Source organism: Pseudomonas sp. Lz4W, from assembly GCF_000346225.2.
Classification (GTDB): Bacteria; Pseudomonadota; Gammaproteobacteria; order Pseudomonadales; family Pseudomonadaceae; genus Aquipseudomonas; species Aquipseudomonas paraversuta.
The window spans coordinates 3,048,487-3,063,476 of the sequence record NZ_CP017432.1 but is presented as its reverse complement, the minus strand read 5'-3'; the positions used below and the strand labels follow the sequence as shown (position 1 = coordinate 3,063,476).

Here is a 14,990-nt window from a genome sequence, read left to right as displayed (position 1 = left end):
TTGAAATAAAACGAAAAACCCGCAAATGGTGGCCATCCAGAATCAGTCCGGGTTGGAAAACTTGTGACTATTTAATGACTTAGGTCAGTATTGCTTTGAAATAAATTGTGCAAAATAACTTGTTACTTATTGTGACACTGGGGTAAGATCGCCCTGCGTTCACCTACCACGGTTTATGCATTTTTAAGCCCCAAGTTTCCATCAGCTACTTGGGCTTTTTTTTGCCTGAAATTTGATATCGGATCCAATTTCTACAAGCGCAGAAACAAAAACGGCGCCCGTTGCAGGCGCCGTCGTCCAGTCATAAAGCCTTAAGCAATCGCTTTCGAACTCCACTCGCCGTTAACCAGACGTTGCAGGCCCAGCGGGTTGCGATTTTGCAACGCTGCCGGCAGCAAGGCGTCGGGATAGTTCTGGTAGCACACCGGACGCAAGAACCGGTCGATGGCCAGTGAGCCAACCGAGGTGCCGCGTGCATCCGAGGTGGCCGGGTAAGGGCCGCCGTGAACCATGGCATCACAGACTTCGACCCCGGTCGGGTAGCCATTGACCAGGATGCGCCCTACTTTTTGCTCAAGAATCGGCATCAGCCACTGGTATTGCTCAAGGTCGGCCGGTTCGCCAATCAGGGTGGCGGTCAGTTGCCCGCGCAGGGCCAGCAGCGCTGCTTTGAGCTGGGCGTCATTTTCCACTTCGATGATGATCGTCGCCGGACCGAACACTTCTTCCTGCAGCAAAGGATCCTTGTTCAGCAGCAGGCTGACATCGGCCTTGAACAGCTGTGGCTGGGCCTGTGCGCCGGACTGGCTGTGGCCGGCCAGGTGAGTGATGCCTTTATGGCTGAGCAGGTGCTCGACGCCCTTGGCGTAGTTGCGCAGACCGCCCGCATTGAGCAGGGTGTGTGGCGCCTGTTCGGCCATCTGTTGCGTGAGTTGTTCGACGAACGCCGACAGCTCGGGGGAGCGCAGACCGATCACCAGTCCGGGGTTGGTGCAGAACTGGCCACCGCCCATGGTCACGGATGCGGCCAGTTCCCCTGCCACCTTGCCACCCCGTGCGGCCAGGGCCTGGGGCAGCAGGATCACCGGGTTGATGCTCGACATCTCGGCGAATACCGGAATCGGTTGCTCGCGCTCGGCAGCCATTTTGCTCAGCGCATTGCCACCGTGCAGCGACCCGGTAAAGCCCACTGCCTGAATGGCCGGGTGTTTGATCAGCGGCTCGCCGACGCCGGCGCCGAAGATCATGTTGAACACGCCCTTGGGCATGCCGGTTTTTTCCGCGGCGCGAATGATTGCGCAACCGACCTGGTCAGCCGTTGCCATGTGACCGCTGTGGGCCTTGAACACCACCGGGCAGCCAGCAGCAAAAGCAGCGGCAGTGTCGCCACCGGCAGTGGAAAAGGCCAGCGGGAAGTTACTGGCGCCAAACACTGCCACCGGACCAACGCCGATGCGGTATTGACGCAAGTCCACCCGTGGCAGCGGTTTGCGGTCCGGCATGGCCAGGTCGATACGGGCGCCTAAAAAGTCGCCGCGACGCAGCACTTTGGCGAACAGGCGCATCTGGCCGCTGGTACGACCGCGTTCGCCCTGGATACGCCCGGCGGGCAGTGCGGTTTCACGGCAGACCAGCGCCACAAAGTCGTCGCCCAACTGGTCGATTTCGTCAGCAATGGCATCGAGAAATTCGGCGCGGCGTTCAGGGCTGAGCTGGCGGAATTCGATAAAGGCCTGATCGGCGGCATTGGCGGCGCGGTCTACTTCCTCGGGCGTGGCCTGATGAAAGCGAAAGGGCAGGGCAACGCCGGTGCTGGCATCGAGGCTTTCAAGGGTGACTGTGCCGGCAGCGCTACGGCTGCCGCCGATAAAGTTTTGGCCTGTTACGGTAGACATCGGTTCAATCCTCGCTAGATAGGCTTTAGACGCGCTATGGAACTCAGCGCACAAGACAGGGTTTTTTGTTGTCGTATTTCCAGCCCGGAACAATGTACTGCATGGCGACGCTGTCGTCCCGTGCACCAAGGCCCATGCCTTTATACAGTTCGTGGGCTTTGGCCACTGCGTCCATGTCAATGTCCACGCCCAGACCGGGTCTGGCCGGAACCTTGATGTGACCCTCGACAATTTGCAGCGGTTCGCGGGTCAGGCGCTGACCGTCCTGCCAGATCCAGTGGGTATCGATGGCAGTGATTTCGCCCGGTGCGGCGGCCGCCACCTGGGTGAACATGGCCAGGGAAATATCAAAGTGATTGTTGGAGTGCGAGCCCCAGGTTAGGCCCCACTCGTGGCACATCTGGGCGACCCGCACCGAACCCTGCATGGTCCAGAAGTGCGGATCGGCCAGAGGGATATCGACCGCCTGGGACTGGATCGCATGGCCCATTTCGCGCCAGTCGGTGGCGATCATGTTGGTGGCTGTAGGCAGGCCGGTGGCGCGTCTGAACTCCGCCATCACCTCGCGCCCCGAGTAACCGTTTTCGGCGCCGCAAGGGTCTTCGGCGTAGGCCAGCACATGGTGTTGATCGCGGCACAGGCCGATGGCTTCCTTGAGTGACCAGGCGCCATTGGGGTCAAGGGTAATGCGTGCATCGGGGAAGCGTTCGGCCAGGGCGGTGACGGCTTCGATCTCTTCCGCGCCGCGCAATACCCCGCCCTTGAGCTTGAAGTCGTTGAAACCGTATTTGGCCTGGGCCGCTTCGGCCAGGCGGACGATGGTTTGCGGGGTCATTGCCTGTTCATGACGCAGGCGGAACCAGTCATCGGCATCGGCTTCACTGCGATAGGCCAGATCGGTCTGCTGGCGGTCACCAATGTAGAACAGGTAACCGAGCATCTTTACCGCGTCGCGCTGCTGGCCTTCACCGAGCAGGGCTGCGACCGGTACTTGCAGAAACTGGCCCAGCAGGTCGAGCAGGGCGGCTTCCATTGCCGTTACCGCATGGATGGTGATGCGCAGGTCAAAGGTTTGCAGGCCCCGGCCGGCCGAGTCGCGGGCGGCAAAGGTGGTGCGCATGGCATTGAGAATGCTCTGGTAGTTACCGATCGGTTGGCCAACCACCAGGCTGCGGGCATCTTCCAGGGTTTCGCGGATACGTTCGCCGCCCGGCACTTCGCCGACCCCGGTATTGCCGCTGCTGTCCTTGAGAATCACGATGTTGCGGGTGAAGAAAGGGCCGTGGGCACCGCTGAGGTTGAGCAGCATGCTGTCATGCCCGGCCACCGGAATCACCTGCAGGCTGGTGACAATCGGGGCTTTTGCCGCGTGGTGCTGGTGTTCGTTATTCATGTCGTGTTCCTTAAAAAGAGTCAGGGGCCTAGGCGGGTTGCAGAGCTGCAGGCATCACAGCCGCGGGCTTGGGTTTGGTCTTGGCAAAGAACACGATGATGGCCGCAATGATCGAGGTACCGGCCAGGCCGTAAAGCCCGCCCTGAATCGAACCTGTGGTTTGTTCCAGGAAGCCGAAGGTGGTGGGCGCAACGAAGCCGCCGAGGTTGCCGATGGAGTTGATCAGTGCAATCACCGCTGCCGCGATGCGCGCATCCAGATAACCCTGGGGGATCGGCCAGAACAGCGACGACGCCGATTTGAAGCCGATGGCCGCAAAGCAGATGGCAATGAACGCGAAGATCGGACCGCCGGTGGTCGAAAGGAACATGCCCAGCGCGGCAATCAGCAAGGCAGCTGCAATCCAGGCCTGCTGGTACTTGAACCGGCTGGCCAGGGCCGCGAATGCATACATGGCAATGATCGAGATCAGCCACGGGATGGAGTTGAAAAAGCCCACCTGGATATCGCTCAGGTCGCCCATTTTTTTGATGATGCTCGGCAGCCAGAACGTGGCCGCGTAAATGGTCAGCTGGATGCAGAAGTAGATGGCACAGAACAACATGATCTGGCGGTCCTTGAGCAGTTTGCCCAGGGTTGGCTTGACGGTGTTGACGGCATCCCGCTCGCGTTGTTCGCGGTCAATTTCGTTGACCAGCGCATCCTGTTCCTGGCGGCTGAGCCATTTGGCGTCATGGGGTTTGGAGTCCAGCCAGAACCAGACAAAGAAGCACAGCAGCACCGAGGCCATGCCTTCAATGATGTACATCCACTGCCAGCCATGCAGGCCCATGCCGGTAATTTGCAGGAGCAGGCCGCTGAGCGGACCGGAAATCAGGGATGCCAGCGCGGAACCGCTGAGGAAGATCGCAATCGCCTTGCCGCGCTCGGCGCCAGGCAACCAGCGGGTGAAATAGTAGATAACCCCCGGGAAGAAGCCGGCTTCGGCGACGCCCAGCAAAAAACGCAGGATATAGAAGTGGGTTTCGTTCTGGATAAAGGCCATCAGGGTGGCGGTGATGCCCCAGGTGAACATGATCCGGGTCAGCCAGATGCGGGCCCCGACTTTTTGCAGCAGCATGTTGGAGGGCACTTCGAACAGTGCATAGCCAATGAAAAACAGCCCGGCGCCAAAGCCGTAGGCGGCGGCACCAATGCCCAGGTCATGCTCCATATGTGAGCGTACAAAGCCGATGTTGACGCGGTCTATGTAATTGACGATGAACATGATGACGAAGAGCGGCAGTACATGCCTCTTCACTTTTTGGATCGCGCGCGCCAGAACAGGATCGTTGGCGGGCGCAGCAGACACGTTGCTGGAAATGTTCACAAATCTGACCCCACTGATTATTTTTATGCGGGTGTGGCTGACCGGTGGCTTGGCCGACCGGTTGACGGACATCATACGAGTTGAGTTTTCGCCTCGCAATGCCCGGAAACAAACCAATAAGTTATAAATGGCCTGTTTGTAATACTTTTAAGTGTATTTACAGGGGGTTAGGCAGGGTTTTAGCGACGGTGTGAAGTTGGGGAGAGCGGAGTGGATCCGGGGTTTTTAAAATTTTGTTGAGTTTTAACAAGGTTGTCATACGAGTTGAGGCCTCTCAGGCTCGAACCAGGTGATAGTATTAAGCCGCCTCAGGTGAAGGGAATAGCCATGCAAGATCAACCGATACGCAAGCGCACGCCGGGTCTGGCCCACGACATCGTGGCCGAACTGACCCGGCAGATTCTGTTGGGGCAACTGGCTCCGGGGCACAAGCTGCCCTCCGAGTCGGTCATCGTCCGCGAGCAGGGGGTGAGCCGTACGGTAGTACGCGAAGCGATTTCCCGATTGCAGGCATCGGGCTTCGTTGAGACCCGGCACGGGATTGGTACCTTTGTTCTTGAGCGCGAAGAGCCCCAGGGCATACACCTGACCAGTGCCACCGCCGCCAGCGTGCGCAGCATTCTTGAGTTGCGCATGGGGCTGGAGACGCAGGCCGCGGCCCTGGCTGCGGGGCGGCGCACAGAAGAACAATTGCTGCAGATGCGTCAGGCGCTGGATGACTATCAGAACGCCCTGGCCAATAACGATGGTAGCGTCGAGCACGACCTGCGCTTTCACAAGCTGATTGCCCAGGCCACAGGCAATACCTACTTCACCGACATCATCTGTCAGCTTGGCCGTACGGTCATACCGCGGACCCGGATCAATGCTGACGAGCGCGGTGATGCCGATTTACAGCAGTTGGGGCAAATGGCCGTGCTTGAGCATGAAGCCATCCTGCGCGCCATCCGCCGCCAGGACCCTGATGCGGCGCGTGCGGCCATGCTGCTGCACCTGAGCAACAGCCTGGAACGGATGACGCTGTGATCAGCGCTTTTTGCCAGGGTATGGATCCGGGCGCTAAGCCAGTCAGGCAGCGTGTTATCGTGCTCAACTTTTCGAGGGGATTTGCAATGCGATTACTGATCGGTGCCTTGGGCGTGGCGATGCTGGCCGGCTGCGTTTCACCTGCAATGAATGATGCCCGCAGCAAAAGCCCGACCCGGGTACTGGCTTCGGCCAAACCGACCCCGCTGGTGGCTGAGTGCATCAAGTTCTCGTGGCAGGACGAAGGGGTGTTCGGGGTGGATGCCAGCGCTTATATCAACTCCGGCAAGTCCGGCGAACTGACGGTTTACACCCGTGACGCCAGTTCCTTTGCCGATCTGGTGCCGCAGGGCACGGGCACGGCAGTCAGTTATTACGCCAAACAGCCGGACGACAGCGCAGCCATGCGCCGTATGGCGATGCTGGCGACATGTCTGTAACCCGGCTGTAACGGATGGACCTGAGACAGGGCTTTGTCCTCACCCGGCATTGGCACGACACGCCGTCGGGCATTGAGGTCGAATTCTGGCTGGCAACCGATGACGGGCCGCAGCACGTGCGCCTGCCTTATCAGACTGCAGTCATGTTTATCCCGGCAGCCCAGCGTTCTCAGGCGCAGGCGCTGCTGCAGGATGAGCCCGGCATTGAGTTTCGTGAACTGGCGCTACAGGATTTTCAATCACGCCCGGTGCTCGGTATTTACTGCCAGCAACACGCCCGCCTGATCGATAGCGCCCAGCGCCTGCGGCGTGCCGGGGTCGAGGTGTTCGAGGCCGATATCCGCCCCCCGGAGCGCTTTTTGATGGAGCGCTTTATCACCGCACCGGTGAGCTTCGGCGGCACCTGTGCGGCTGACGGGCCGCTGCGCAATACCCGAATGAAGCCCCATCCCGACTACCGGCCGCATTTGCAACTGGTGTCCCTGGACATCGAAACCAGTGCCCATGGCGATCTGTACTCGATCGCGCTGCAGGGCTGCGGCCAGCGTCAGGTGTATATGCTGGGCAAGGCCACCGAGGCCGATGCGGCGGTGGATTTCGACCTGGAGTTCTGCGCCACCCGTGGCGAGTTGCTGCAACGTTTGAACCAGTGGATGGCCCTGCACGACCCTGACGCGATCATTGGCTGGAACGTGGTCCAGTTCGACATGCGGGTGTTGCACGAGCATGCCCGGCGCCTGGGTATTCCCTTGCTGTTGGGCCGCGGCGCCAGCGAGATGCAGTGGCGCGAGCACGGCACCCGCAACAACCACTTCTTCGCCAGTGCCGCGGGCCGGCTGATTATCGATGGCATTGAGTCGTTGCGCTCGGCGACCTGGTCGTTCCCGTCCTTCAGCCTGGAAAACGTTGCCCAGACCCTGCTGGGTGAAGGCAAGGACATCAGTACGCCGTACCAGCGCATGGACGAAATCAACCGCATGTTCGCCGAGGACAAGCCCGCGCTGGCGCGTTACAACCTCAAGGACTGCGAGCTGGTGACGCGGATTTTCGAGAAAACCCAGCTGCTGACCTTTTTACTGGAGCGGGCCTCGGTGACGGGGCTGGAGGCGGATCGCAGCGGCGGCTCGGTGGCGGCGTTTTATCATTTGTACATGCCGCTGATGCACCGACAGGGTTTCGTTGCCCCCAATGTCGGAGACAACCCGCCCCAGGCCAGCCCCGGTGGCTTTGTGATGGAGTCCCGGCCGGGCCTGTACGAATCGGTGCTGGTGCTGGATTACAAAAGTCTGTACCCGTCGATTATCCGCACCTTCCTGATTGACCCGCTGGGGCTGGTGGAAGGGTTGCGTGAACCCGGTAACGAGACCTCGGTGCCGGGCTTTCGCGGGGCAAGGTTTTCCCGGACCCGGCACTGTTTGCCGGCCATTATCGAGCGGGTAGCCAATGGTCGCGAGGTCGCCAAGCGGGAGAAGAACGCCCCCTTGTCCCAGGCGCTGAAAATCATCATGAATGCGTTCTACGGGGTGCTGGGCTCCAGCGGCTGCCGCTTCTTCGACACCCGGCTGGCGTCGTCCATTACCTTGCGCGGGCACGAAATCATGCTCAAGACCCGGGCTTTGATCGAAGCCCAGGGCTACAGCGTGATTTATGGCGATACCGATTCCACCTTCGTCTGGCTGCGCAGTGAGCACAGTGAGGCCGATGCGGCCCGTATCGGACGCGAACTGGTGCAGCACGTCAACCAATGGTGGCAGGCCCATGTGCGTGACGAGTACGGGCTCAGCAGTGCGCTGGAGTTGCAGTTCGAAACCCACTACAGCCGATTTTTGATGCCGACCATTCGCGGGGCCGAAGAGGGCAGTAAAAAACGCTATGCGGGGCTGGTTGCGCACGCGGACGGGCGCCGGGAGATGGTCTACAAAGGGCTTGAAACCGTACGCAGTGACTGGTCGCCGCTGGCCCAGCAGTTTCAGCAGGCGTTGTACCTGCGCATCTTTAATCGCCAGCCGTATCAGGACTACGTGCGTGACTTTGTGCGCAGTACCCTGGCCGGGGAGCATGACGAGCTGCTGATCTACCGCAAGCGCTTGCGCCGGCAGCTGAGTGACTACGAGCGCAACGTGCCGCCCCATGTGCGGGCCGCGCGGCTGGCGGACGAGTACAACGACCGGCAGGGGCGCCCCCGGCAATACCAGAACGGCGGCACCATCAGCTACGTGATCACCCTGGCCGGCCCCCAGCCGTTGGAGAACCGCACGGCCGGGCTGGATTACGATCACTACCTGACGCGCCAGCTACAACCGGTGGCGGACGCGATTCTGGCGTTTGTCGACGATGATTTCAGCGCACTGGTGGGCGGGCAGCTGGGCTTGTTTTAAGCGTCGCTGGCCGGGGTTGCCTTGGACTTGGCGCGGTCTTTGGCGGCCTTGGCTTCGGCGGCCAGGCACTCCAGGCAAAACTGTTCGGCGTAACTCATGATGATCTCGGTGGTATCACCCTTGATGGTGCGCGAACCGGCAAGGATGTAGCGCATGCGCTTTTCCGTCACGCCGATGCGCTGGGCGATCCAGGCCGGAGTCTGGCCAATGCGGTCCACCAGCTTGTTGGCGTATTCGGTGGAGTGGTTGTAGCGTTCAGCGTTGGGAAACATAGGGGTTCCATGGGGCGGGAATTAAAACCGGACGGCAGGTTACTCCTTTTCTTCGCGACCTGCAGTTGCGTAGTCGCGTCAAGGTCTGCTGCGCAGTCCATCGCAGCTTCGTGACTCGTCAGCGACAACTGACCTTATGAACTAGAGTTCCCCCCAAACCAACAGACACGAGAGGGATCTACATGACTGCGCTGGACGTTTTTTGGGTGGGGCTGGGAGGTGGCCTGGGCTCGCTGCTGCGCTGGTGGATCGGGCTGCGGGTCGGGCAGTTCTATAAAGGCAAATTTCCGTTGGGCACGTTTCTGATCAACGTCAGCGGTGCCTTTGTTATCGGCTACCTGAGCATTCTGTTTGCCGTGGACTGGCGCGACCGTTATGGCGATGTAATGAATGCTGCCGTGCTCACCGGCATTCTCGGTGGCTATACCACGTTCAGCAGCATGCAACTGGACGCCTCCAAACTGGCCAACGCCAGGGACCGTGCACTGGCTGGCGGCTATCTGATCATTTCGGTACTGGTGGGTCTGGCCGCTGCCGCATTTGGCGCCTGGCTGGCGCGCTGACAAGGAGCAGGGAACATGCTGAATCTGATTATTCTGATTTTCGTCGGTGGGGCATTCGGTGCCATGTGCCGCGAGTTTGTAATGCTGTCGATACCACGCCTGGCCGACGGTTTTCCCATGGATATTTTTGTCGCCAATATCGTCGCGGCATTCCTGTTGGGCGTCGCCACTTCGCTGTTCAAGAGCAACCGGATCAATCAATACGTACACGTAATGATCGGCACCGGGATCATGGGCGGGCTTTCTACTTTTTCCAGTTTTGTATTCGGTGCGGTGGAGATGATGAAAGATCCGGGCGGGGTGCTGCTATCCATCTGCTATCTGGTGGCCAGCCTGGTGGTAGGTTTTGCCGCGGTTGAACTGGGCCTGTTCGCCGGAGCCAGGGTTAAACCATTGCCAGCGACAGATTAAAGCTCTGACCCTGCAGGAGCGGGCTTGTTCGCGATCTTTTGATCCTGAAAAGCTCGCTCCTGCAGTTGCAGCCCGGGTCAGGCCAGGGAAGTACGTTTGCCAAAGAACATTTCGGTGATCAGGTCCTTGTTGATTTCATCCCCCTCAAGGGTGCGTACCAGCAACTCACTGCCCAGCAGCGGCAACGACAGCACCATGGTCGGGTTGACGCGTTTGACCTTGGGCATGTTCCGCGTTTCATTGACCAGCGCGATGATCTGGGTGTCGTCACCGGCTATTTCCTTGGCCGCCAGAATGGTGAAGACGTTTTCGGCGTCACTGTCGCACAGGGTCACGATGTACTTGGCATCCGCGGCCCCGGCCAGTTTGAGGGTGGCTACCGACGATGGATCACCTTCAATGATGTCGGCCTTTTCCGGTAGCTCGTGCTGGCTGCCGGTGGCGCACACAACGGTGACATGCTCACCACGATCGCTCAGGCCCTTGTAAATGTTCTGGGCCAATGAGCCGACGCCGACAAGGATGTAGTGATTTTTACGGGCCATATGGGTAATCCTGCCTTTAACGATTCGTTGGATGTTGTTGCTGATCAGCGGGCCGGCAATGGACGCCACCGAGATCGCGAAGATGGTGATGCCCAGAATGATCACCGTCAGGGTGAAAAAACGCGCATCGGTGGTGTGCGGCACTATGTCGCCAAAGCCTACGGTGGACATCACCACAATGGCGAAGTAAAACGCCGACGGCAGATCTGTCACCGCCGGTGCGAACTCTTCGCCCAGGTAAAGCGTGCCTAGGGTGCTGTAGACAATCAGCGAGGCGATGCTGACCACTGCAAAGAAGCTGCCGGTGGCCAGGCTGTAGTGGTCAAACCGGCGCCAATAAAAGGCCAGTACCGCAATGGTGAAGATCGAGAAGAAGGTGATGCCGTCGGGCTTTTTCAGAATGAAAAAATCAACGCAAACCGTAGCCACCAGCAGCAACAGGGCGAAGAACCAACTGATGCGGGACTTGATCAGCAGCCCCAGTGACATCAGCACCAGAACAAAGCCCACCACGAACCCGGGTATTTCCAGCAAGGCCAAAAAGCTTAGCGCCTCCTTCCAGGTGTCAAATGAGCCACCAGCCTCATTGGAGTGCGCAACCCCCCGTTGCAGCACCGGCAAGAACAAGAGAAAGCCATTGATGGCCACCAGCAAGGCGACCCCGTAGGCAAAGGAAAGCCGATTTTTTACGTCCTGTAATAAAGTCATAGTACCTACGACGCGTCTGTTGAGAGGTGGATGGATTTTAGGCCAGGTTTCGCAGGCTGCCCGCAGCAGGCACGCACTGTGACAAATTTCATCAGGTATTGGCTCCCAGTTGGTCGTAACCGCGCAGATAGTAGTTAAGGCCCGAGATCAGCCAGCACAGCACAAACATGCCGATGATCCAGTAGCCAATTTGGCCGAAGTTTTCGTTGATGGCATTGATCGGGGTCCAGATCCCGCCGGTTAATTCAAGCTTGTCGGCGATCAGGCCCAATGCTTCGATCCCGCCGATAAACAGGGCCACCACCACCGAAGCGGCGGTGATGGTGATGTTGTAGTAAAGCTTGCGCACCGGTTTGGAGAAGGCCCAGCCGTAGGCGCCGATCATCACGAAGTTGTCCAGTGAATCGATCAGGGCCATGCCCACCGCAAACAGCACCGGGAACACCATGATCGACCACAGGCTGATGCCGTGTGAGGCGCTGGTGGCACTGATACCCAGCAGGCCGATCTCGGTGGCAGTGTCGAAGCCCAGGCCGAACAAAAAACCAACCGGGTACATGTGCCAGCTTTTATCCACCAGATTGAACAGCCGGCCAAAGATCCGCGCCATCAATCCACCCTTGTTGGCGACCAGCAGGTCGAGTTCTTCGGGGGCCAGTTGCTGGCCGGCCTTGACCTGTTTGAACTTCTTGTACACCGACAGCAGGATCACCAGGTTGAGCAGGCCAAACAGCAGCAGGAAGGCGGAAGAAACCAGGGTGCCAATCAGGCCGCCGGTTTCATGGAACCAGGCCATGTCGTCCTTGAATGCCATGGCTGTGGCTGCAATGGCGAAGGATGCCAGCACCACGATGGTGGAGTGTCCCAGGGAGAACCAGGTACCCACGGCAATGGGTTTTTTGCCTTGTTGCATCAGCTTGCGGGTGACGTTGTCGATGGCGGCAATGTGGTCTGCATCCACGGCATGCCGCAGGCCGAAGCTGTAAGCCAGTAACGCGGTGCCCATCAATACCGGGTTGGCGCCGAACTCGATAAAAGCCCAGGCCCAGGCAAGCAGGTTGGCAGCGATCAGGCCGATCAATAAATAGATGGCGCGCCGCGTCGTGCTGGACGACTCGATAGCGGGCGCTAACCGGGCGATAGCTGTCATTGAAAAATTCCCTGTAAAAGTCGGGCGTTATTGACGGTGATGCGGCATCACATCCTTGTTCGGGACCAGGAATAGCCATGACGCCAGAACAAACGGCATGGTCAGGGTCGGGATGCCAACGGGTGCCAGTAGCGTATTCAAGGCGCCCTGTACAAATACAGTGAAAATCACCCCGATCAGGGTATAGATCAGCACGCGCCGGCTGGGCTTGTTGAAGGTCGAACCCAGGGCGATGGCCGTCAGTACGGCACTGAATGCATACATCCCGTTATTGACGCTGGTGTGTTCGGCCTGCAGCACCGTGGCCACCAGAATCGCCAGCAGCGAACCGCACAATCCAAACACTGCGGCCCATACCGAGGACACCGCCAGCCCCGCCAGCAGCAGCACGCTGCCAATGACACTGCTGAACAGGAACACTTCGGAAATGCCGTAGAAGGTGCCATCGACCAAATGGATGCCGTCGAACAGGCTGCTGTTCACCGCGACCAGCTCATGGGGCAGGTTGGGTACCGGCAAGGCGCTGCTGTTCAGGCCGCCAAAGGCATAGCTGGCCAGTAACATGATCCAGGTCACCAGCACGAAAGGGGCGGTAAGAGCGGCGACTTTCCACGTCTTGAGAATGTCGGCGATGCAAATCATGACGATCACCGAGACCATGCTGCCGAGGATGATGCACAGCCAGAGCGCCGGTGTGACATCCAGAAATGTTGGCAAGGCTGCCCCCACCAGGCAGCCGTTATAGCCATACAAACCGGCTTTCCAGGATTTACGGTCCTTGAGGTTCAAGCCGGTGAGGGTGGCAACCACAGTACCCAGTACCGCGCCATAGGCCACCGCGGGGTTGCCCTCACCATAGGCACCGACAAAAATCGCGGCAAAAAACAGCAGTCCGGTCAGCGGATTGTTCTGGAACATGACCTGGGCACAACCGCGCAGGGTAACGTCTACGAACTCCAGAAAGACGTTACCTTGGGTCAGCTGTGACCACTTGGACGTAGGGGCTGATGCAGCATCCATATTGACTCTCCCGATTGTGCACTTGGCCAGATCCATCGCAAGGGGAGCCGGCTTGCCAGCGAAAGCATCACTGCGCAGTGTCAGTCAAACCGCTTTGCCTTTATCGCGGGCAAGCCGGCCCCCACAGGATCCATTTGGTATTTCCTATCGCCACAGAAATTGCGGTTGCAACGTCAGGCCCAGAATCTCTTCACGGGCGACTTTCCAGAACTCGCGCACCTGCGCTTTGACTTCACCGCTGTCATTGCCCAGCACTTTGAAAATCAGCCCGCAGTTGTTTGGCAAGCGGGTGACACCGCTGGCAATTCCTGCCTCCATGTCGAAGATCGCAGGGACGCGCTCGACTATCCGGTCGTGATGCTCCTTGGGGGTCAGCAACACGACGTTGCCGAACACATCGAAGGTTTGCATGACGCCGATGGCGTCCAGGCTTTCCTCTTTCGGTTGCAGAATGTACTTCTCGACAAACAGTTCCTTGCCTTCAAGGTTTTCGGCCGTGACCCGTGAGGAATACACGTCAAAGCCGAAACGCTCGTCGACATGGTGATACTTGCGTCCCGACATCAGGATTTCGCAGTAAATCGCCGTAGCCGTAGGGTGGATACTGATTCTGGTTTCGGTGATAAACCGCGCATTGCGATGGGGGATCAAGGGGTCGGGCATGAACTCCAGGTAGCCATCTTCTTCAACCCGAAAATTCTGGATTTGCGAGGCGTAGTTGGCGTTCATCGAGTGCACTTTGGTCGCCGACTGGGTGGTGACGTGCCCGCAGGCACCCACCCCGACATTGACATCAGTGGCCAGGCGATCGCCCTGCAGGATGCAGCCCGAGGTCGAAATCATGGTCACGCAGGGCAGTTCGGGCATTATTTCGTCCCAATACAGTGCCCGCTGCACCAGCGACGGAACCCGCCGCTCCATGTCCGCCAGCACGCTGCGGTTGCCGCGTTTTTCAAAACCAAGGCGCAAGTAACCACTTTTGCCGACGGCGCCGCTGCTCATTTGCGGCGGCTCGTCCTGATACTGCGCAAGCTCCGGCGCATCATTACCCAATGAGTGAGCGCGAAGCCTTGAAGGGTTGTTCACGATCTGGCATTGGGCTGTCATGCAGTGACCTCACTCTTGGCCGCCGGTTTCTGGGCGAACAGGAACATGTGTTCGATCATGTCCACCAGCTCTTCGATGCCCTGGCCGGTCTTGCAGTTGGTGAGGATATAAGGGCGGTTGCCACGCACCACCTTGGTGTCGCTTTCCATCACATCGAGGCTGGCGCCGACGTAGGGTGCCAGGTCGATTTTGTTGATGATCAGAATGTCCGCCTGCACCAGTCCCGGGCCGTTCTTGCGGGGGATTTTTTCGCCTTCGGCCACGTCAATCACGTAGATGTAGAAGTCGGCCAGGGCCGGGCTGAAGGTCAGGGTCAGGTTGTCGCCACCGCTTTCGATCATGATCAGGTCGCTGTCCGGAAACTTCTCTTCCATTTCCTCGACTGCGGCAATGTTCATGCTCGGATCTTCACGCACTGCGGTATGCGGGCAGGCACCGGTTTCGACCCCCAGAATCTTGTCTTCGTCGAGGATGCCTTTGAGCGTGCGCTTGACCTGTTTGGCGTCTTCGGTGGTCACGATGTCGTTGGTGATGATCAGCGGCTTGTAGCCACGGTTGATCAGGATCGGAGTGATCACTTCGATGATCGCGGTTTTACCAGAGCCGACCGGGCCGCCAATACCAATGCGAGTAATCTTTTTCACGATAAATTCCTTAACAAAAATTGAAGCTGATTCAGCGTCGACTCAGGTCAGCGCTGTTGATCCGGATTC

General features: G+C 58.9%; 14 protein-coding genes. 5 read left to right on the top strand and 9 right to left on the bottom strand.

Going from position 1 to position 14,990, the window contains the following annotated elements; translation table 11 throughout:
• Positions 1–311: 311 nt before the first annotated feature.
• From B195_RS13825 to B195_RS13815, 3 genes are read right to left on the bottom strand one after another with little or no spacing between them, the layout of a single operon-like run.
• On the bottom strand, positions 312–1,895 hold the full coding sequence (locus tag B195_RS13825) for an aldehyde dehydrogenase (NADP(+)) (protein WP_003444982.1): 1,584 nt from the start codon (positions 1,893–1,895) through the stop codon (positions 312–314).
• 43 nt (positions 1,896–1,938) lie between these two features.
• A complete protein-coding gene (gene gudD, locus B195_RS13820) occupies positions 1,939–3,288 on the bottom strand; it encodes a glucarate dehydratase (RefSeq protein ID WP_003444981.1) in 1,350 nt (449 codons plus the stop codon).
• Between the two features lie 28 nt (positions 3,289–3,316).
• Complete coding sequence (locus tag B195_RS13815; protein WP_029612923.1) at positions 3,317–4,657, bottom strand: MFS transporter; 1,341 nt, start codon at positions 4,655–4,657, stop codon at positions 3,317–3,319.
• A 327-nt stretch (positions 4,658–4,984) separates the two neighbouring features.
• Here B195_RS13815 and B195_RS13810 point away from each other — a divergent pair, with 327 nt between their 5' ends.
• From B195_RS13810 to B195_RS13800, 3 genes are all read left to right on the top strand, one after another.
• Complete coding sequence (locus B195_RS13810; RefSeq protein WP_003444979.1) at positions 4,985–5,683, top strand: FadR/GntR family transcriptional regulator; 699 nt, start codon at positions 4,985–4,987, stop codon at positions 5,681–5,683.
• Between the two features lie 86 nt (positions 5,684–5,769).
• Entirely contained in the window at positions 5,770–6,123 is a 354-nt protein-coding gene (locus B195_RS13805; protein ID WP_003444978.1) for a hypothetical protein, read from the top strand.
• Between the two features lie 14 nt (positions 6,124–6,137).
• Complete coding sequence (locus B195_RS13800) at positions 6,138–8,501, top strand: DNA polymerase II (protein ID WP_003444977.1); 2,364 nt, start codon at positions 6,138–6,140, stop codon at positions 8,499–8,501.
• On the opposite strand, the gene B195_RS13795 is transcribed toward B195_RS13800, so the two are convergent.
• A complete protein-coding gene (locus B195_RS13795) occupies positions 8,498–8,773 on the bottom strand; it encodes a hypothetical protein (protein WP_003444976.1) in 276 nt (91 codons plus the stop codon). The genes B195_RS13800 and B195_RS13795 overlap by 4 nt on opposite strands.
• A gap of 182 nt (positions 8,774–8,955) precedes the next feature.
• Between B195_RS13795 and B195_RS13790 the strand changes: the two genes are divergently transcribed.
• Together B195_RS13790 and crcB are read left to right on the top strand one after the other, a co-directional pair.
• Positions 8,956–9,336 carry a CrcB family protein gene (locus tag B195_RS13790; protein ID WP_003444975.1) on the top strand — a complete coding sequence of 127 codons (381 nt, stop codon included), beginning with the start codon at positions 8,956–8,958 and terminating at the stop codon, positions 9,334–9,336.
• Positions 9,337–9,351: 15 nt separating this feature from the next.
• Positions 9,352–9,747 carry a fluoride efflux transporter CrcB gene (crcB, locus tag B195_RS13785; RefSeq protein WP_003444974.1) on the top strand — a complete coding sequence of 132 codons (396 nt, stop codon included), beginning with the start codon at positions 9,352–9,354 and terminating at the stop codon, positions 9,745–9,747.
• A 77-nt stretch (positions 9,748–9,824) separates the two neighbouring features.
• On the opposite strand, the gene kch is transcribed toward crcB, so the two are convergent.
• From kch to ureG, 5 genes are all read right to left on the bottom strand, one after another.
• Positions 9,825–11,000, bottom strand: a complete 1,176-nt coding sequence (kch, locus tag B195_RS13780) for a voltage-gated potassium channel protein (protein WP_003444973.1) — start codon at positions 10,998–11,000, stop codon at positions 9,825–9,827.
• A gap of 91 nt (positions 11,001–11,091) precedes the next feature.
• Positions 11,092–12,150 carry a HoxN/HupN/NixA family nickel/cobalt transporter gene (locus B195_RS13775; protein WP_003444972.1) on the bottom strand — a complete coding sequence of 353 codons (1,059 nt, stop codon included), beginning with the start codon at positions 12,148–12,150 and terminating at the stop codon, positions 11,092–11,094.
• Between the two features lie 27 nt (positions 12,151–12,177).
• Positions 12,178–13,170, bottom strand: coding sequence for an urea transporter (gene yut, locus B195_RS13770; protein ID WP_003444971.1), 993 nt, complete (start codon positions 13,168–13,170; stop codon positions 12,178–12,180).
• 144 nt (positions 13,171–13,314) lie between these two features.
• Positions 13,315–14,277, bottom strand: a complete 963-nt coding sequence (locus tag B195_RS13765) for an urease accessory protein UreD (RefSeq protein ID WP_029612920.1) — start codon at positions 14,275–14,277, stop codon at positions 13,315–13,317.
• On the bottom strand, positions 14,274–14,921 hold the full coding sequence (ureG, locus tag B195_RS13760) for an urease accessory protein UreG (RefSeq protein WP_003444969.1): 648 nt from the start codon (positions 14,919–14,921) through the stop codon (positions 14,274–14,276). The genes B195_RS13765 and ureG overlap by 4 nt, the downstream gene beginning before the upstream one ends.
• Positions 14,922–14,990 lie beyond the last annotated feature (69 nt).

What these genes read in the sequence shown, in the direction of transcription:
- B195_RS13825 (WP_003444982.1), bottom strand. Translation starts at nt 1,895, where the DNA reads ATGTCTACCGTAACAGGCCAAAACTTTATCGGCGGCAGCCGTAGCGCT.
- gudD (WP_003444981.1), bottom strand. Translation starts at nt 3,288, where the DNA reads ATGAATAACGAACACCAGCACCACGCGGCAAAAGCCCCGATTGTCACC.
- B195_RS13810 (WP_003444979.1), top strand. Translation starts at nt 4,985, where the DNA reads ATGCAAGATCAACCGATACGCAAGCGCACGCCGGGTCTGGCCCACGAC.
- B195_RS13805 (WP_003444978.1), top strand. Translation starts at nt 5,770, where the DNA reads ATGCGATTACTGATCGGTGCCTTGGGCGTGGCGATGCTGGCCGGCTGC.
- B195_RS13800 (WP_003444977.1), top strand. Translation starts at nt 6,138, where the DNA reads ATGGACCTGAGACAGGGCTTTGTCCTCACCCGGCATTGGCACGACACG.
- B195_RS13795 (WP_003444976.1), bottom strand. Translation starts at nt 8,773, where the DNA reads ATGTTTCCCAACGCTGAACGCTACAACCACTCCACCGAATACGCCAAC.
- B195_RS13790 (WP_003444975.1), top strand. Translation starts at nt 8,956, where the DNA reads ATGACTGCGCTGGACGTTTTTTGGGTGGGGCTGGGAGGTGGCCTGGGC.
- crcB (WP_003444974.1), top strand. Translation starts at nt 9,352, where the DNA reads ATGCTGAATCTGATTATTCTGATTTTCGTCGGTGGGGCATTCGGTGCC.
- kch (WP_003444973.1), bottom strand. Translation starts at nt 11,000, where the DNA reads ATGACTTTATTACAGGACGTAAAAAATCGGCTTTCCTTTGCCTACGGG.
- B195_RS13775 (WP_003444972.1), bottom strand. Translation starts at nt 12,150, where the DNA reads ATGACAGCTATCGCCCGGTTAGCGCCCGCTATCGAGTCGTCCAGCACG.
- yut (WP_003444971.1), bottom strand. Translation starts at nt 13,170, where the DNA reads ATGGATGCTGCATCAGCCCCTACGTCCAAGTGGTCACAGCTGACCCAA.
- B195_RS13765 (WP_029612920.1), bottom strand. Translation starts at nt 14,277, where the DNA reads ATGACAGCCCAATGCCAGATCGTGAACAACCCTTCAAGGCTTCGCGCT.